We start from the raw sequence: 17,487 nt of genomic DNA on the forward strand, positions 1-17,487 counted from the left end.
TCATCGCAGCCTCGGATCGAGCAGGTGGTACGCCACGTCCACCACGAAATTGATCAGCAGCACGGCCGCCACCAGCACCATCACCACGCCTTGGACGAGCAGCAGGTCACGCCCGGCGACGCCGTTGAGCAGCAGGTCGCCGAGCCCGGGGATGACGAAGACCCGCTCGACCACGACCGCGCCGATCAGCAGCGTGGCCAGCTGCAGGCCGAGCACGGTGACGACGGGGATCGAGGCGTTGCGCAGGCCGTGCCGCCACAGGGCGCCGGTGCTGCCCCGGCCCTTGGCGCGGGCCGTGCGCAGGTAGTCCTCGCGCATCACGTCGAGCACGGCGCTGCGCACGTACCGGGTGAGCACCGCGCCCTGCACGAGCCCGAGCGACAGCCACGGCAGCAGCAGGCTGCGCAGCCACTCCCCCGGGTTCTCGGCGATCGGCACGTAGCCGCCGGACGGCAGCGCCTGGGCCTGCACCGCGAACACGAACACCAGCAGGATGCCCGCCAGGAAGGCCGGGATCGCGATGCCGACCTGGCTGACCGCGCTGATGGCCGCGCCCAGAGGGTTGCGGTGATGCACGGCCGCGAACGTCCCGAGGGGCACCGCGATGGCCAGCGCCACCACCATGCCACCGAGCACCAGCACGGCCGTAACGCCGAGCCGGTCGCTGATCTGCGGGCCGATGGGCGAGCTGGTCACGTACGAGGTGCCGAAGTCGCCGTGGAGGAGCCCGCCGAACCAGTCGAGGAACTGCGCGACCGGCGCCCGGTCGGTGCCGAACTGCTTGCGCAGCGCCGCCACCGCCTCAGGGGTGGCGTTCACGCCGAGCGCGACCTCGGCCGGGTCGCCGGGCAGCAGGGCCATGAACGCGAACACCACCACGCCGGCCACGGCGGTGCTCGCGACGAGCACCGCCAGGCGTTTGATCAGGTAGAGCGTCACTGCTGCTTGGCGAGTGCGGTGAAGTCGAAGGACTCCGCGATGGCGTTCTTCGGCAGCCCGGTGACGCCCTTCTTCGCCACGATCAGGTTCGGGAAGAGGAAGAGCCAGTCGGCCGCCGCGTCATCGGACAGCAGCTTGGCGGCCTTCTTCAGGTCGTCGGTCTGCTGCTGCTCGGTGCCCTCGTCGGCGGAGGCGAGCAGCTTGCCGAACTCGGGGTTGTCGTAGCGGAAGTAGTACGACTTATCGGCGAATATGCCCATGTCGCGGGGTTCGACGTGGTTGATGATGGACAGGTCGTAGTCGCCCTGCTTGAACACCACGTCCAGCCAGCGGGCCGGGAACTCCAGAGGCTCGATCTCGGCGTTGATGCCCACCTGCGCGAGCTGCGACTTGACGACCTGGGCGCTGGCCACCGCGTACGGCAGGTTGGGGATGCGCATCTTGACGCTGAGCGTCTTGCCGCCGAGCAGCTGCTTGGCCTTGGCCGGGTCGTACGGGTAGTCGCCGGTGCGGTCCTCGTACCAGGGGTCGGTGGGCGGCACCATCGAGCCGATCAGCTGGCCGCGCCCGGCCCAGGCGGTGTCCAGGAGCGCCTTGTGGTCGATCGCGTAGCGGACCGCCTGCCTGGCCTTCTTGTCGTTGAACGGCGGGCGGCTGTTGTTCATCGACAGCACGACCTCGCCGTTCGTGGTGCCCTCGACCGTCTGGAAGCGGTTGGGGTCGGCGAACTGCTGCAGCGACTCGGGCGCCTGCACGGCCGAGATGACGTCGATGCCGCCGGTCAGCAGCGCGTTGTTCATCGCCGTGGCGTCCTTGAAGTACTTCAGCGTGATGGACGTCAGCGACGGCTTCGTGCCCCAGTAGGAGGGGTTCGCGTTCAGCTGGATGGAGTCGCCGCGCCGCCACGAGCCGAGCGTGTACGGGCCGGTGCCGACGGGCTTGTTGGCCAGGTCGGAGACCCCGGTCCGGCTGAACATGGCACCGAGCCTGGTGGCCATCGAGTAGAGGAAGCCGTTGCTCGGCTTCTTGAGCTGGACGACGGCGGTGGAGTCGTCCTTCTTCTCCACCTTGTCGACGACGTCGAGCTGCGACTTGATCTTGAGCTTCCAGTCCGTCTTCACCCGGTCGAGCGAGAACGCCACGTCGTCGGCCGTGAACGGCGCGCCGCTGCTGAACTTGACGTCCTTGCGCAGCGCGAACGTGTAGGTCTTCCGGTCGGGCGAGACCTCCCACTTCTCGGCGAGCAGCGGCACGATCTTGCCGTCCTGGTCGAGCTTGACCAGGCCCTCGTAGACGTTGACCAGCAGCGCCTGCGGGATGGCGGCGCCCTCGGTCGAGGTGAAGTCCAGGTTCGCGGGCTCGGCCACGAATCCCACGGACAGGCTCTGGTTCTTGGGGGTGCTGGAGCTGCCGCCGCCGCTGGAGGTGCCGCCACAGGCGGCCGTGGCCAGCAGGAGACCGCCGGCGGCGATCCAGATCCCGATTCGCCTCATGTCTTACAGCCTCCTGGCTAGTGCACTGGTCGGACCAGTAGGCTACGCACATTGCCAGTCGACGGCGGCTCGGGTCAAGGGGGCTTACATGGGTGGTCCGCGCTTCGAGCCGGTGCGTACCGTACGCGCCTATGAGCGGGTGGTCGAGCAGGTCGAAGAGGCCATCGAGAGCGGCGCGCTCTCACCGGGCGAGCGGCTGCCGAGTGAGCGGGAGCTCATGGTGCAGTTCTCCGTCAGCCGGTCCACCGTGCGCGAGGCGCTGCGCGTGCTCCAGGCGCGCGGCCTGGTGCGCTCGCGGCCCGGCGACCCGAACGGGGCGGAGGTGCTGCCGTTCTCTCCTGCCGCGCTGCACAAGTCGATGACCACGCTGGCCAGGGTGGCGGAGCTGTCGCTGGCCGAGCTGGTGCAGTTCAGGATGGTGCTCGACTCCTCGGCCGTCCTGCTGGCCGCGCGGCTGCGCACCGACGCCGAGCTCGCCGAGATGGCCGCGGCCGTCTCGGCGATGCGCGACGCCGTGGAGGCGGGCCGGGACGCGTTCGGGGAGGCCGACGTGGTCTTCCATGACGTGGTGGCGCGGGCGAGCGGCAACAAGCTCATCCAGATCTGCACGGACGTGGTGCGCTCGATCGTGCTCAAGCTGATCTCGGAGAAGCTCGCCGACGCCGACGACCGGGAGGCGCTGATGCGGCAGAGCATCCGGCACCACGAGGAGGTGCTGGCCGCGGTGCGGGCGGGCGACGGCCCGCTGGCCGCCCAGCTGTCCAGGAAGGCGATGTACGACTACTACGCGGGCTACGTCCCGGCCGACGAACGCTCCGCCCTCCGGGCCCTGCTGGACTGACCGCCTCCCGGGGCCGGGCCCAGGTCCGACCGGTGGGAACGGGTGTTATGTTGCCTGCGTGGCGGGCGTGGATGGGGACGGGCTGATCGAGGCCTTTCTGCGCGAGCCGCGCCGCTACACCAGCCACCAGGTCGCCGACATGGCGGGGGTGCCGGTCTACCGCGCGCGGCGTTACTGGCGTGCCCTGGGGTTCGCGAACGTGGCCGACGACGCCGTCGAGTTCACCGCGTCCGACGTGGAGGCCCTCAAGACCATGCTCGGCCTGGTCCGCTCGGGCATCTACGACGAGGAGCACATGCTGCTGGTGGCCCGCTCCATCGGCAGCGCGACCGCCAGGCTGGCCGAGTCGCAGGCCGAGATGGGCGTCGAGACACTCGACCAGACGGGCGTCCCGCTGGCCGATCGCCCGCGGGCCTGGCGGCGCCGGGCCGAGCGGGTGGTGCCCGAGCTCGCGCGGCTGCTCGTCTACGCCTGGCAGCGCCAGCTCGCCGCCGCCGCGGGGCGCATCGCCGAGCAGGACATGAGCGCGGTACGCCTGGCCGTCGGCTTCGCCGACCTGGTCGCGTTCACCCGGCTGAGCAGGCAGATCACGGCGACGGAGCTGGCCAGGCTGATCGACAGGTTCGAGGGGCGCTCGGCCGACATCGTGACCTCGACCGGCGGGCGGGTGATCAAGACGCTGGGCGACTCCGTGCTGTTCGTGGCCGACCAGGCGCACGTGGCGGCGGAGATCGCGCTGCGGCTGGTGGAGACGCACGCGCGGGTCAAGGACATGCCCGAGCTGCGGGTGGGGCTGGCGTCCGGGCCGGTGATCTGGCGCATGGGGGACGTGTTCGGCACCACGGTGAATCTGGCCAGCAGGCTGACTGCCCTGTCGCTGCCGGGGACGATCCTGGCCGATCCCCAGTTCGCGGAGGAGCTCGAAGGAGACCGGGCCTTCCGGCTACGGGAGGTCAACCGGCTGTCGGTGCGCGGGCTGGGCGAGCTGGCCCCCTTCACGGTGGCCCGCGCGGGCTCGGTCTGACCCCGGAAGGTTCGTCGGGCCGCGGGCAACCTCGTGTCGCGCTCGATGCGTCACTACCGTCGGCAGGCTCCCATCAGAAGGCAGGACGAGTTGGCGGATAGGGCGATATTTCAGGACTTCGTGGTGGCCAGGTCGGACCGGCTGTTACGCACCGCGTACCTGCTGACCCACGACTGGGCGACGGCGGAGGACCTGCTGCAGGAGTCGCTGGCCAAGGCGTGGTTCGCCTGGCCGGGCATCGACGAGCCCGAGGCGTACGTGCGCAGGGTCCTGGTGACCACGTACACGTCCTGGTGGCGCCGCAGGTGGCGCAGGGAGCTGCCCAGCGGCGACCTGCCGGACGAGCCCGCGCGCGACGACGCGGGCCGGCGCGAGGAGCTGTGGGAGGCGGTCGGCCGGCTGCCCGCCAAGCAGCGCGCGGTGATCGTGCTGCGCTTCTACGAGGACCTGCCCGTGGCGGAGGTGGCCAGGCTGCTGGGCTGCCAGGAGGGCACGGTCAAGAGCCAGACCGCGAAGGCGCTGGCCAAGCTGCGAGTGGACGAGTCGATCGTGAAGGAGCTGCACCGATGACCGTGCAAGACCTGCGTGACGTCCTGCGGGAGCGGGCCGAGTCCCCGTCGCCCGCGAACCCGTACCGGCACGACGAGATCCGCTCCCGCATCCGCAGGACCAGGCTGCGCAGGCGCGTGACGGCCGGGGTGGGGGCGGTGGCGGTCGTCGCGGCCGGCATCTACCTCATCCCCGGTACGGCCGCCGCTCCGGACCGCGACACCACCGCGACGGCGGGCCAGCCCGGCGGGCTGCCGGAGTCGTTCACCTCGCCCGACGGCACCGAGTACCGTCGCGTGGCCACCGCCATGCTCAAGGACGGCGAGGCGAAGACGTCGGTCAAGGTCCCCGTCTCCGGCAAGCCGCTGGAGGTGGCCGCGGCGTGCGACGGCGATGACGGCGGTCCGGCGCCGAATGTCTCCGTGGACGGCCGTGACGACCCCCGATCCAGCTTCACACCCTGCGAGAAGGGGATGAGCCTGCTCCCCCTGACCAGGATCCAGCCCGGCGCCACGGAGGCCACGGTCACGTTCGACACGACCGTCTACGGCTCGCCGGACTGCGGTCAGGGGAAGGGCAGGCCGTGCGGGCCCGAAAAGACCAGCTGGAGGCTGGCCGTCTACGAATGGACGCCGCCCGGCCGCCGGATCCAGCCTGAGCGGGGCAGGGCTCTCCCCGCCCGGCTGGAGGGCTGGAAGCTGGCCCGCTCCGCGACGGGTGTGTCGGACAGGGATCAGACGTTCTCACTGGTGGTCAAGAGCGAGAGCGGGAAGATCGCCATCGAGCAGCTCTGCGCGGGTGACCTCGGCATGCGAGCGTGGTTCACGTACAAGATCGACTTCCAGGAGTCCGCCACCACCACGACTTGTGCCGTCTGGAAGACAGGCCCGTTCCCCATGGCCATGGCTGAGTTCCAGGTGCCCAAGGGCAAGCAGGTGACGATCAACGGGCGGACGGGCGTCTGGGGCGAGTCCACCAACCGCCCCGTTCGCTGGTCGGTCGGAGCGTTCGTAAAGTAGATCGCGTGACGGAACGCGCTGCCATCGAGGGCAGGCCGGTGGACGCCGACGCGCGCTTCATGCTCCACGCGCGCTACGGCCACTTCACCGCCATGCAGGTCAGGGATCGCCGGGTGCGGGGGCTCGAGCTGCACTTCGAGCGGCTGGAGGCGGCCAGCGCGGAGCTGTTCGGCGTCCCGCTCGACCGGGCCGCCGTGCTCGGCTCCGTCAGGGCCGTGCTCGGCGACGACGTACGCGACGCGAGCGTCCGGGTGTACGTCGTCGAGACCGACCGGCCGCACGTCATCGCGACCGCCGCCCCGCCCCACGAGGCGCCCAGCGGCCCGCAGAGCGTGAAGCCGGTCCCCCACCGGCGCTACCTGCCGCACATCAAGCAGGCGTCCGGCATGCTGCAGGCCCACGTCGGGCGGCTGGTCGCGCGTGAGGGCTTCGACGAGGCGCTGCTCACCACCGAGGACGGCCTGATCAGCGAGGGCTCGATCACCAACCTGGGCGCGTTCGCAGGCGGCCGCCTGATCTGGCCGGACGCGCCGATGCTGCACGGCATCACGATGCGGCTGCTGGAGCGGATGGACGTCCCGCAGGAGCGGCGGCCGGTCAAGGTCGCCGACCTGCCGGGATTCGACCAGGTCTTCCTCTGCAACTCCTGGGGCGTGTGGCCGGTCGGCCGGGTGGACGACGTGCCGCTGCCCCAGGACGACGCGCTGATGGGCCGACTGCACGACCACTATGACCGCATTGCGTGGGATCCTCTGGATTGAGCTGTTTGCGGGGTACGATCGCCGAAATCGTTCTGCGATCAAAGGAAAACCCCGCATGACGACTCGCCGGCACGCCCTCGGTGATCTCCTCCGTCGTTCCGCCGCCCGCCACCCGGCCAAGACCGCCATCGTGTACGGCGGCCTGCGCCAGAGCTACGCCGACCTCGACCTCGCGGTGAACCGCACGGCCAACGCGCTGGCCGCGCGCGGCGTCGCCAAGGGCGACCGGTTCGCCGTCCTCAGCCACAACAACCACGCGTTCGTGGTGGCGTACTTCGCGCTGGCGCGGCTGGGCGCGATCTCCGTGCCGATCAACTTCATGCTCGGCTCGGCGGAGGTGGCGTACATCCTGGAACATTCCGGAGCGACCGGGATGCTGGTGGAGGAGGCGCTCGTCCCGGTGGCCGAGGGGGCCGTGGGCCCCGAGGTCGGGGTGCGCGGCGTGATCGGGTCGGCGGACGGCTGGGAGCCGTTCGAGGAGTGGATGTCCTACGGCGACGCGTCGGAGCCGCAGGTGGAGATCGCCGACGACGACCCGATCCAGCTCATGTACACCAGCGGCACCGAGTCACGCCCCAAGGGCGCCACGCTGTCCAGCCGTGGCCTGATCGCCCAGTACGTCACGTGCGTCGTGGACGGCGAGATGAGCCACCACGACGTCGAGGTGCACGCCCTGCCCCTCTATCACTGCGCCCAGCTCCACTGCTTCCTGACGCCCGGCATCTACCTCGGCGCCACCAACCTCGTCCTGCCCGGCCCGAGCCCCGCGGCGATCCTGGCCACGATCGAGGGCGAGCGGGCCACCAAGCTCTTCTGCCCGCCCACCGTCTGGATCAGCCTGCTGCGCCACCCCGACTTCGACCGCCGCGACCTGTCGTCCCTGCGCAAGGGCTACTACGGCGCCTCCATCATGCCCGTGGAGGTGCTGAAGGAGATCGCCACCCGCCTGCCGGACGTCCGCCTGTTCAACTTCTACGGCCAGACCGAGATGGCCCCGGTCGCCACGATCCTCGGCCCGGAGGAGCAGCTCACCCGGCTCGGCTCGGCCGGCAGGCCCGCGCTGAACGTCGAGACCCGGATCGTCGACGACGAGGACAGGCCCGTGCCGCCCGGCGTGGTCGGCGAGATCGTCCACCGCAGCCCCCACGCCATGCTCGGCTACTGGAACGACCCGGACAAGACCGCGGAGGCGTTCAGGGCCGGCTGGTTCCACAGCGGCGACCTGGGCGTCATGGACGCCGACGGCTACCTGTCCGTGGTCGACAGGAAGAAGGACATGATCAAGTCAGGCGGCGAGAACGTGGCGAGCCGCGAGGTGGAGGAGGCCCTGTACCAGCATCCGTCGGTGGCGGAGGCGGCGGTGTTCGGGGTGCCGGACGACAAGTGGATCGAGGCGGTGACGGCGGCGGTGGTCCTGCGCGAGGGTGCGGGGGTGAGCGAGGACGAGCTGATCGCGTTCCTGCGGGAGCGGCTGGCGGCCTTCAAGGCGCCCAAGCGGGTGGTGTTCGTGGACGCGCTGCCCAAGAACGCCTCGGGCAAGGTGCTCAAGCGGGAGCTGCGCGACGCGTTCTAAGGGGCCTCGTCCAGGAGGCCGGCGGCGATCTACCACTCGTACAGGGCGACGGGGACTCCCTCCAGGACGTTCGCGATGGCGGCGGCCGGATAGGCGACCATCTCGCCGTGAGGCAGGTGGCCCACGGGCCACCACGCGAGTTCCGAGCACTTGTCCGGCTCGGCGTTGCAGGGCTCACCGGTCCACTTACGGGTGGCGAAGAAGAGGCCGACACGTTCCGGGGCGCGGTGCATGACGTGGGCGAACGCGAGGTCGGCCGGGTCGATCACCACGCCCAGTTCCTCCCTGGCCTCGCGGACCGCCGCCTCGGTGACCGACTCTCCCGCCTCGAGGTGACCGGAGGGCAGGTGCCACAGACCGTCCCCGAAGCCGGTGCCCTTGCGCCTGCCGAGCAGCACATGGGTGCCGGGGTGAATCGCGGCTGGGCTCCCGCCGTGGATCCCGGGGCGAGTCGCGGCGTGGGACTCACCGTCGGTGCCGCCGCGAGTCCCGCTGTGAGTCTCGCCGTGGATGCCGTCGCCGGACTCGTCGTGGATGTCGCGGAGGAGGAGCACGTGCACGTCGACGATGGCCCGGAAGCGCTCTCGCGGTGCTGCGCGGTCAGGGTCGCTCTCCGCTGAGGGTGGCCGGCGGTCGAGGGCCTGGGTCCATTTGACCGCGACGGCGGCCACCTGGATCAGCTCGGCTCGCAACCGTTCGGGGTCCGTCTCCGCGAACGCCTCCATCACCTCCTCCGTCAGGATGTGTCTCCACGTGAGCACCCCGCCCGCGGCCGCGGCCTCCGTCTCGCGCCTGGCCTGGTCGGACTCGGCCACCGTCCCCTCGTCTCCGGTCCCGTCCGGCAGGATCTGCATGCCCCACCTCGCGTCCTGAGCCGCCCGCTCGGCCGTCACGTCCGCGAGCACCCTCGCCAACGACCCCGGCACCCCCGCGTCGCCATCATGTGTCATGGTCACCAGTTTGGCCCGTCCGGGGCCGATGAAGGGGAGCTCGCGGCGGTGATGCGGGCTTGCAGTACCGGTTCGACGGCAGGCCATTCGGTGGCGACCACGGCGAACATGGCCGAGTCACGGACCTTGCCCTCCTCGCCGCGCGCCCACGACATGGACCAGGCGCGCAGCACACCCTCGAAGGGGATGCCGAGTCGCTCCAAGGCCCGGCGGCAGCGGTGGTTGCGGGCGTCGGTCTTCAGGTCGACGCGGGCGACGCCGAGCACGTCGAACGCGTACGACAGCAGCAACAGCTTCGCCTCGGCATTGATGCCGGTGCCCTGCGCCGAGGCGGCCAGCCAGGTGAAGCCGATCTCGATCGCCCGCAGCTCCGGCCGGTCCGGCCACCTGCGTGGATCCCACAGCCCGGTGCATCCCACCGCCTTGCCGTCGGTGAGCCGGACCTGCGCGAACGGGGTCAGCCCGTCGCGGGCGAGTTGGGCCGCCAGGTAGTCCGGTATCTCGTGAGCGCGCGGCACCAGCGTGAACTCGTAGGACGACCGATCCTCCTCGACCGCCTCCGCGAGATCTGGCGCGTGCCGCATCGCCAGCGGCTCCAGCCGCACCAGATCACCGGCAAGGACAGGAACATCAAGGCGTACGCTCATCAGCTCTCCCTCATCGTTCCTGGCATTGGCACCTTTCCTGCGGAGCTCCGCCGGGGAGGTTGCCGGACCGTCACAGGGCCAGGTCCCTCAGATCCTCTGGATGATCAACGAGTCAGGATCCTGCCTGAAACAGGCGGACACCGTCAATCCGCCGGGAGGTCACGCGGGGCGGAAGCCGGGGCCGAGGTCGGTGGTTCCCGCGCGTGCGTGATCCCTGAAGGCTCGCACGGCCGGCGTCAGCCGCGCCTCCTTCGACCAGCTCACCCCGATCGTCCTGAACACCGGCGGGGACAGCGGTATCTCCACCACGCCCGAGGCGGACTCCGAGCGGGGCAGGATCGCCACGCCGAGCCCCGCCGCCACGAGCCCCCGTACGGTCTCCGACTCCTGCCCCTCGAACGCGATTTTCGGCTCGAACCCCGCCGCCGCGCACAAGTCGTCGGTGATCTGGCGCAGCCCGTACCCGTGCTCCAACGTCACCAGCTCCTCCCCCACCAGCTCGGCCGCCCGTACCCGCGCCCGGCGGGCGAAGCGGTGGGACGGCGGCACGGACAGCACCAGCTCCTGGTCGGCGAGCGGGGTGCTGCCCAGCCCGGGGTCGTCCAGGGGCATGGGGGCGGCGAACACCAGGTCGATCGCGCCCTCGCGGAGCGCGTCGAGCATGTCCTGGCGCGAGCCCTGGACCAGGCTGAAGCGGACGCCCGGGTGGCACTCGCGGAAGCCGCGGATGAGGGACGGCACGAGCGCGCGGCCCAGGAGGTGCAGGAAGCCCAGGACGACACGGCCGGTGGCCGGGTCGATCTCCTCACGGACCTCACGGGCGGCGGCGGCCATCGTGATCAGCGCGCGGGTGGAGGCGGCGGCCAGGGTGCGGCCCGCCCTGGTGAGGCGGATGCCGCGGCCCGAGGGGACCACGAGCGGGGCGCCGATCAGGTCCGCCAGGGCGGCGAGGCGGCGGCTCGCCGTGGGCTGGGGGATGCCGAGGAGTTCGGCGGCGCGCGTCACGTGTCCCGTCTCACCCACGGCGGCCAGGATGGCCAGGGCCGGCGCCAGGCGAGCGGCCAGCTTCTCATCCGATTCATCCGTCACAGTATGAATTATCGCCTATATACGCATTAGACGTATTTATTAGCCTGGCTTAGCGTGGCGAACGTGGTGGTCATCGACGCTCCTCCGGTTCCCGACACGCGGCGGGTCAGTGCCGCTGTGGCTGCGGCCGGCGTGTCGTCCTTCGCGCTCCTGTACGCGCCGCAGCCCGTGCTCCCGCAGCTCGCCGTGGCGTTCCGGCTGGATCCGGGCAGCGCTTCGCTGGCCATCGGAGTGGCGACGGGGTCGCTGGCCGTGGCGGTCCTCCCCCTGGCCTGGCTGGCCGGACTGGTGGGGCGGCGGCGGATGATCCTCTGGTCCGTGCTGCTCTCCGCGGCGATCGGGCTGCTGCTGCCGCTGGCGCCGTCCTTCCCGGTGCTGCTGGTGATGCGGGCGGTTCAGGGGGTGGCGATCGCGGGCTTCGCCGGGGTCGCGGCGGCGTACCTGGCCGACGTGGTGGGGACGGTGCGGCTCGCCGGCGCGGTGGGAGCGATGATCGCGGGCAACTCGGTCGGCGGGATGCTGGGGCGGCTCGGCGCCGGATTCACCGCCGGGCCGATGGGGTGGCACGGCGCGTTGCTGACGGTGGCGGCAGCGTCCGGGTTGTGCGCCCTGTACGCGGCACGGGCTCTCTCTCAGCCCACCGACTCCATGGCTGAGCGCACTGCTGAAGGGGTGACCGGCCAGAAGGACGGCGCCGGGATGCGGCTGGGGGCCGGGCTGGTCGCGCCTTTCGCCGTGGGGGCGCTGGCCATGGGGGCGTTCGTCGCGCTCTACAACGCCGCCGGGTTCCGCCTGACTTCCCCTCCCCTCTCCCTCACCCCCGCCGCCGCCTCCCTCGTCTTCCTCTCCTACGCCATGGGCACCGCCTCCTCGGCCGCCGCCGGACGCGTGGCGGGCCGTCTCGGTCGTTCCAAGGGGCTGGTCGCGGCGCTGCTCGTGACGGCGGCGGGCTCCGTGCTCACCCTCTCCACGTCGCTCCCCCTCGTGGCGGCCGGCTTCGCCGTGCTGACCGCCGGGTTCTTCGCCGCGCACGCCATCGCGAACGCCTGGGTCACCGCCGAGGCCGCGCCGCACGCCCGTGGCCGCGCCGCCGGCGTCTACACCCTCTGCTACTACCTGGGCAGCGGCGCGGGCGGCACGGTGGGCAGCATCGTGTACGGGCACGCGGGCTGGACCTCGCTCATCGCCCTGACCTCGGCCTGGTTGCTGCTGGCGATCGCGGCGGTGCTCATACGCCGGCGCTCACCCGCTCGGATACAGGCGCCTACAGGCGGGTGACGGTCACCGTGATCTCCTGGTGGCTCTCCGGTGGCCCCTGGTAGACGCCCTTGAGCGGCGGCACGTCCGAATAGTCCCGGCCCCTGGCCACCACCACGTGCGCCTCGCCGACGGGCGACCGGTTGGTGGGGTCGAGCGGCAGCCATTCCCCCGCCCAGTACTCCACCCACGCGTGGCTCTGCCCCTCCACCGGCTCCCCGATCTCGGCGTCGGGCCGCGGGTGCAGGTAGCCGGAGACGTAGCGGGCGGGCAGCCCGGCCGCGCGCAGCAGCGCGGCGGTCAGGTGCGCCATGTCCTGGCAGACGCCCTGCCCCAGGTCCCACGCCTCCTGCGCGGAGGTGCGCACGCCGGTCGAACCCGGCATGTACGCCACCCGCGCAGCCACCACCTCGCAGATCGCCTCAGCACTCTCGTGCGGATCGCGACCGGACGCCTGCGTCCTGGCCAGCTCCACCAGCTCCTCGTTCACGGCCGTCATCGGGGTACGACGAAGCAGCTCGTACATCGAGGGATCCGGCTCCGTCACGGCCATCCGGGGCCGACGCGGACCGGACGTCTCCACCCTGCTGACCGCCTCGATGGTCAGCGACCGGTGCGGCTCCGTCACGTCGAACGCCGAGACCGTAGTCCCCCAGTAATCCTCGTATGTCTGGACCGTCGTGGCAGGCCTGACGACGACGCGGCTGGACAGGACGTTGTGCGCGGGCGTCATCCGTACCTCGTTGTAGGACGAATGCGCCTCCCCGTCGTACTCCATCCGCGTCACGTGGGAGATCCTCAAGCGCCAACCCATGCCATCGCCTCCCTGTGCTGGAAGAACCGCTTCGCGATCGCCTCTCCCGCCGCCGCGCACGCCTCCTGGAGGGTGCCGAGGAGCTCGGGCAGCCGGTCTCGCAGCTCGTTCAGGTCGGCGTACTCGAGCCCGGCGCGCACCCGCCCGATCGCCGCCTGCGCCGAGTCGGCCACGCCGGCCCTGGTCGTGTCGGGGGCCAGGGCCCGCAGGCACTTCTCGGCGGTCAGCAGCGAGTAGACGACCGAGCGCGGGAACAGCCGGTCGAGCAGCAGGAACTCCAGCACCTCGCCGTCCCTCGCCCCGTGCGTCCTGGTGAACGACTCGTCCGCTCCGCTGGCCTGCAGCAGCAGCCGCCAGTCGCTGTCCAGGTGGACGGCGAGAAGCCTCGTGGTCATGTCCACACGCTCCAGGCTGCGGCCGAGCACGATGAAGCGCCAGCAGTCGTCCCTGCTCATGGACGTGTCCGCGAGCCCGAAGAACAGCGCGGCCCGCTCACGTACGAACGACAGGTAAGCGTGCGGCGGCTGCGATTCCAGCGCGGACAGGTGGTGCCAGGTGACGTTCAGGCACTCCCACACCTCGCTGGCCAGCACCTCGCGCACGCCTCTCGCGCTGTCCCTGGCCGACTGGATGGAGGCAGCGATCGAGGCCGGCTCGTCCAGGTCGTAGGCCAGGCGCCGGATCACGGCGGGCGCGCTGACGGAGGCGACCGGGCTCAGGCCGAGGACCGCGAAGATGGAGCGGCAGGTCTCGGGCTCGTCAAGCATGCGGTGCACGGACACGTCGAGGAGTCTGGCGGTGTCGTCGGCGCGCTCGACGTACCTTCCGATCCAGTAGAGGGTCTCGGCGATCCGGCTCAGGAGCGGTCGTGTCACGGCATAGCCTCCCAAGAAGTCACTGCTCGTCCTCCCATGCGGCCGTGCGGCTCGGGCTCCACTGCGCGGCGGGCGGCGCGACGGTGGCGGGGATGGCCGCGGCCGGGGTCTCGCCGAGCACCCAGGTGTCCTTGGACCCGCCTCCCCTGCTGGAGTTGACCACCAGCTCCCCTTCCGGCAGCGCCACCCGGGTCAGCCCGCCGGGCAACAGCCACACGTCCTCGCCGTCGTTCACGGCGAAGGGCCGCAGGTCGATGTGGCGTGGCACGGGCCACTCGCCGATCAGGGTGGGTGAGGTGGACAGCAGTACCGGCCGCTGGGCGATCCACCCGCGCGGGTCGTCGCGTACGGCCCGCCGCACCACCGCCAGCTGCTCGTCCGTGGCGACGGGCCCGATCACGATGCCCTTGCCACCGGCCCCGTCCACGGGCTTCAGCACCAGCTCGCCGGCGCGGGCCAGCACGTCGTCGCGTACGTCGGGATCGTCCAGCCGGTACGTCTCCACGTTCGGCAGCAGCGGCGACTCGCCCAGGTAGTAGCCGATCAGGTCGGGCACGTACGTGTAGACGAGCTTGTCGTCGGCCACCCCGTTGCCCACGCCGTTGGCGATCGTGACGTTGCCCAGGCGCGCGGCGTTCACCAGTCCGGGGCAGCCGAGCACGGAGTCGCCGCGGAAGTGCAGCGGGTCGAGGTAGTCGTCGTCGACCCTGCGGTAGACGACGTGGACGGGACGGCGGCCGTACGTGGTGACCATGTAGAGGCGGTTGCCCTCGCAGACCAGGTCGCGGCCCTCGACCAGTTCCACCCCCATGAGGCGGGCCAGCAGCGCGTGCTCGAAATAGGCGGCGTTGTAGACGCCGGGCGTGAGCAGGACCACGGTGGGATCGGACACCCCGGCGGGGGCGGCGGCGCGTAACGCGGCCAGCAGCCTGGCCGGGTACTCCTCGACCGGACGCACGAACTGCTCCGAGAACAGCGTCGGCAGCGTGCGCGTCATGGCGAGCCGGTTCTCCAGCACGTAGCTGACGCCGCTGGGCGTGCGGACGTTGTCCTCCAGCACGTGCAGCGCGCCGCGCTCGTCGCGGATCAGGTCGGTGCCGCCTACGTGCACGCGGACGCCGTTCGGCGGGCGCCAGCCGTGCGCCTCCCGGTGGTAGTGAGGGCTGGAGTGGAGCAGCCGCCAGGGAACCACGCCGTCGTGGAAGACCTGGTGCCTGCCGTACACGTCGTCCAGGAACGCCTCCAGCGCGCGGATCCGCTGGCGCACGCCGCGGGTCACGAGGTCCCATTCGGCGGCGTCGATGATCCGCGGGATCAGGTCGAGCGGGAAGGGCCGCTCGACGCCCGCGTAGTCGAAGGTGACGCCCCGGTGGGTGAACATCCTGGCGAGCTGGTCTGCCCTGGACCGCAGCTCGCGCACCCCCAGCGGCTGGAGAGCGGCGAAGAGCGCCTGGTACTGGGGGCGGGGGACGCCCGCCCGCTCGAACATCTCGTCCCATGCTTCGGCCATGACGTATTTGTCGAAGATGTCCGCCATGTCCGGACACTAGGAAATCCTTGTTTCGTCCGATCGCGTCGCATGTTACGGATAGCGGCCTGGGTGGCTCAATGGTCGGTACGGACCCAGCGTTCGAGCGAGTCGGTCAGCCACAGATGCGTCGAGCCCAGTGTGACCGCCTCACCGCTGACCTCCCCCACGAGCCGCCAGTACCGCCGCATCCGCGGTTCCCTGTCGGGTGCCACGTTCGCCAGCAGCTCGCGCCGGAACTCCGGGGTGTCGCCCCTCCCCCGCACCGAGGCGTGCACCGCCACGAAGCGGTCGAGCTCCGGACCCGACCGGGGCGGCTCGCCCGCGCGCACCATGGGCTCGACCATGCCGCACGCCTCGGCGATCCCGTACATCAGCTCGTTCTCGTCCGCGATCAGCTCGACGTTGACCCGCCCCCTGGCCAGCAGGCCGCGCAGCAGGGACCGGTCGGCGACCACGGTGACCAGCTCGGCGTACGCGACCACCTGCGACGGCGTCGGATCGACGGGCGGCTCGGGCACGGCCATGGCGACGAACCCGGTGAACATCTCCTCCGCGACCTGCGCCACCATCGTGCGCCGCCAGAAGTCGATCAGCGCGTCGCGGGCCGCGCAGCCGTCCTCCACGGCGGCCAGCAGGTCCAGCCGGGCACCCCGCTCGGCTGGGCTCGCCTCCTCGACCGCCCGCAACGAGGCGCGCCGCCACGCGAGGTCCGCGAGCCGTACGTCGAGCGCCGCCCGCTCGGCCGCGACGGCCTCGGCCATGGAACGCTCGCCGTTGAGCACGGCGGTGATGGCGGGCAGACCGAGCCCGAGCCCGCGCAGCCGCCTGACCAGGCCGAGCCGCTCCACGGCCGCCCGGCCGAACCTGCGGTGCCCTCCCGCGCTGCGCACCGACTCGATGATGCCCTCGTCGCAGTAGAAGCGGATGGTCCGCACCGGCACGCCGGTCAGCGCCGCCAGGTCTCCGATCCCAAGCGTCTCGTCACGCAACGGCATGTGAACCTCCGGCCAACTGGATGCCTCATTCATACTCCCCGCTCTCGGCGACAGCCGGGTCCGCACTCGCCCCGGCCCTCGACAGGGTGCCGCCACGGCCGCCACGATGAGCCCGGTCCGTATTCAGCTGTTCGTAAGAGCTAGGCTGCTCTCCGGCGATCAAAACCATGCAAAGGGGTCAAAGGGGATGAACGGGACTGTCATGGCGGTCAGCAGCAGCGGCGAGCACTCTTTCAGCAAGCCGACCCGGGAGAGCATCACTCTGCTGGCCGGACTCGGGGTGGAGGGGGACGCGCACGCGGGCGTGACGGTCAAGCATCGCTCCCGAGTCGCCCAGGACCCGACCCAGCCGAACCTCCGTCAGGTGCACCTCATCCACGACGAGCTTCTCGCCGAGGTGGGTGCGGCGGGTTTCCGGGTCAAGCCCGGCGAGCTCGGCGAGAACATCACCACCAAGGGCATCGATCTGCTCGGCCTGCCGGTCGGCACGCTGCTGCGCATCGGCGACGAGGCCGTCGTGGAGGTGACCGGGCTGCGTAACCCTTGCCTTCAGATCGACGCCTTCCAGAACGGTCTGCTCAAGCAGGTCGTCGGCCGCGACGAGGCCGGGAACGTGGTCCGCAGGGCCGGCGTCATGAGCGTCGTCAGGACGGGTGGCGTGGTGCGCCCTGGCGACGTGATCAAAGTTGAGCTCCCGGCCGAGCCGCACCGACCCCTCGACCGGGTCTGACTGCATGGCGCCGGGCGGTGCTCCCCGGCTCAGCCACCGCACGCCTGCCTGGTCGCCCACGCCGACGCGCAGTGCCCCGCCCGCCCCGGTTCCCGGCACTGTTGGCGAAGTAGATCAGAAAGCAGCGGCCCCGTGATCGCGAACGAAATAGAACACCCAGTTCATCCCGGATCCGGATCGCATGCTGGACACGATCCCGGAACGCGCTGTGACGGCGGGGCTGCTTCGTGCCGGAGGTCGGCAACGCACCGACTCCACCCACGCGCTCATGACCGTGCGCACGATGAACCGTCTGGAGCCCAGCCCCAACCCGCATCTCACCCTTCGCCGCTCTGCGTCCGGCGGCATGATGAGACTCTGCTCAGGCAAACCCGCACCAGAGACGCCAGAAGGTGCCTTC

17 protein-coding genes and 1 riboswitch are annotated in these 17,487 nt (G+C 71.0%); of the genes, 8 read left to right on the forward strand and 9 right to left on the reverse strand.

Annotated features, from left to right (window positions below):
• A complete protein-coding gene (locus ABD830_RS00775) occupies positions 1-939 on the reverse strand; it encodes an ABC transporter permease (protein ID WP_344984244.1) in 939 nt (312 codons plus the stop codon).
• Positions 936-2,432: an ABC transporter substrate-binding protein gene (locus ABD830_RS00780; RefSeq protein WP_344984245.1), complete on the reverse strand. Its 1,497-nt coding sequence runs from the start codon at positions 2,430-2,432 to the stop codon at positions 936-938. Before ABD830_RS00780 ends, ABD830_RS00775 begins: the two co-directional genes overlap by 4 nt.
• 88 nt (positions 2,433-2,520) lie before the next feature.
• Here ABD830_RS00780 and ABD830_RS00785 point away from each other — a divergent pair, with 88 nt between their 5' ends.
• From ABD830_RS00785 to ABD830_RS00810, 6 genes are read left to right on the forward strand one after another with little or no spacing between them, the layout of a single operon-like run.
• A complete protein-coding gene (locus ABD830_RS00785; protein WP_344984246.1) occupies positions 2,521-3,273 on the forward strand; it encodes a FadR/GntR family transcriptional regulator in 753 nt (250 codons plus the stop codon).
• A 58-nt stretch (positions 3,274-3,331) separates the two neighbouring features.
• Positions 3,332-4,297 carry an adenylate/guanylate cyclase domain-containing protein gene (locus ABD830_RS00790; RefSeq protein ID WP_344984247.1) on the forward strand — a complete coding sequence of 322 codons (966 nt, stop codon included), beginning with the start codon at positions 3,332-3,334 and terminating at the stop codon, positions 4,295-4,297.
• A gap of 45 nt (positions 4,298-4,342) precedes the next feature.
• Positions 4,343-4,867 (forward strand): SigE family RNA polymerase sigma factor, encoded by a 525-nt coding sequence (locus tag ABD830_RS00795; protein WP_344984248.1) that lies wholly within the window; start codon positions 4,343-4,345, stop codon positions 4,865-4,867.
• Positions 4,864-5,865, forward strand: a complete 1,002-nt coding sequence (locus ABD830_RS00800; protein WP_344984249.1) for a hypothetical protein — start codon at positions 4,864-4,866, stop codon at positions 5,863-5,865. The genes ABD830_RS00795 and ABD830_RS00800 overlap by 4 nt, the downstream gene beginning before the upstream one ends.
• Positions 5,866-5,870: 5 nt before the next feature.
• Complete coding sequence (locus ABD830_RS00805; RefSeq protein ID WP_344984250.1) at positions 5,871-6,626, forward strand: aminotransferase class IV; 756 nt, start codon at positions 5,871-5,873, stop codon at positions 6,624-6,626.
• A gap of 55 nt (positions 6,627-6,681) precedes the next feature.
• Positions 6,682-8,199, forward strand: a complete 1,518-nt coding sequence (locus ABD830_RS00810) for an acyl-CoA synthetase (protein ID WP_344984251.1) — start codon at positions 6,682-6,684, stop codon at positions 8,197-8,199.
• A 29-nt stretch (positions 8,200-8,228) separates the two neighbouring features.
• On the opposite strand, the gene ABD830_RS00815 is transcribed toward ABD830_RS00810, so the two are convergent.
• The 3 genes from ABD830_RS00815 to ABD830_RS00825 form a co-directional block, all read right to left on the reverse strand.
• The gene (locus tag ABD830_RS00815) at positions 8,229-9,149 is read right to left on the reverse strand and encodes an NUDIX hydrolase (protein ID WP_344984252.1); all 921 of its coding nucleotides are present in this window, start codon (positions 9,147-9,149) and stop codon (positions 8,229-8,231) included.
• Between the two features lie 2 nt (positions 9,150-9,151).
• Positions 9,152-9,796, reverse strand: coding sequence for a GNAT family N-acetyltransferase (locus tag ABD830_RS00820; protein WP_344984253.1), 645 nt, complete (start codon positions 9,794-9,796; stop codon positions 9,152-9,154).
• Positions 9,797-9,803: 7 nt separating this feature from the next.
• Positions 9,804-9,903, reverse strand: a riboswitch (SAM riboswitch).
• 52 nt (positions 9,904-9,955) lie between these two features.
• A complete protein-coding gene (locus ABD830_RS00825) occupies positions 9,956-10,885 on the reverse strand; it encodes a LysR family transcriptional regulator (RefSeq protein WP_344984254.1) in 930 nt (309 codons plus the stop codon).
• A 54-nt stretch (positions 10,886-10,939) separates the two neighbouring features.
• Between ABD830_RS00825 and ABD830_RS00830 the strand changes: the two genes are divergently transcribed.
• Entirely contained in the window at positions 10,940-12,163 is a 1,224-nt protein-coding gene (locus ABD830_RS00830) for an MFS transporter (protein WP_344984255.1), read from the forward strand.
• On the opposite strand, the gene ABD830_RS00835 is transcribed toward ABD830_RS00830, so the two are convergent.
• The 4 genes from ABD830_RS00835 to ABD830_RS00850 all read right to left on the reverse strand — a co-directional run bounded on the left by ABD830_RS00835 (position 12,150) and on the right by ABD830_RS00850 (position 16,357).
• Positions 12,150-12,956 carry a transglutaminase family protein gene (locus ABD830_RS00835; RefSeq protein ID WP_344984256.1) on the reverse strand — a complete coding sequence of 269 codons (807 nt, stop codon included), beginning with the start codon at positions 12,954-12,956 and terminating at the stop codon, positions 12,150-12,152. The genes ABD830_RS00830 and ABD830_RS00835 overlap by 14 nt on opposite strands.
• Positions 12,941-13,831, reverse strand: coding sequence for an alpha-E domain-containing protein (locus tag ABD830_RS00840; RefSeq protein WP_344984257.1), 891 nt, complete (start codon positions 13,829-13,831; stop codon positions 12,941-12,943). Before ABD830_RS00840 ends, ABD830_RS00835 begins: the two co-directional genes overlap by 16 nt.
• Before the next feature lie 19 nt (positions 13,832-13,850).
• Positions 13,851-15,368 (reverse strand): circularly permuted type 2 ATP-grasp protein, encoded by a 1,518-nt coding sequence (locus ABD830_RS00845; RefSeq protein ID WP_344984258.1) that lies wholly within the window; start codon positions 15,366-15,368, stop codon positions 13,851-13,853.
• 68 nt (positions 15,369-15,436) lie between these two features.
• Entirely contained in the window at positions 15,437-16,357 is a 921-nt protein-coding gene (locus tag ABD830_RS00850) for a MerR family transcriptional regulator (protein WP_344984259.1), read from the reverse strand.
• A gap of 187 nt (positions 16,358-16,544) precedes the next feature.
• Here ABD830_RS00850 and ABD830_RS00855 point away from each other — a divergent pair, with 187 nt between their 5' ends.
• Positions 16,545-17,087 carry an MOSC domain-containing protein gene (locus ABD830_RS00855; protein ID WP_344984261.1) on the forward strand — a complete coding sequence of 181 codons (543 nt, stop codon included), beginning with the start codon at positions 16,545-16,547 and terminating at the stop codon, positions 17,085-17,087.
• Positions 17,088-17,487 lie beyond the last annotated feature (400 nt).

The sequence above is a fragment of the Nonomuraea helvata genome (assembly GCF_039535785.1).
Taxonomy (GTDB): Bacteria; Actinomycetota; Actinomycetes; order Streptosporangiales; family Streptosporangiaceae; genus Nonomuraea; species Nonomuraea helvata.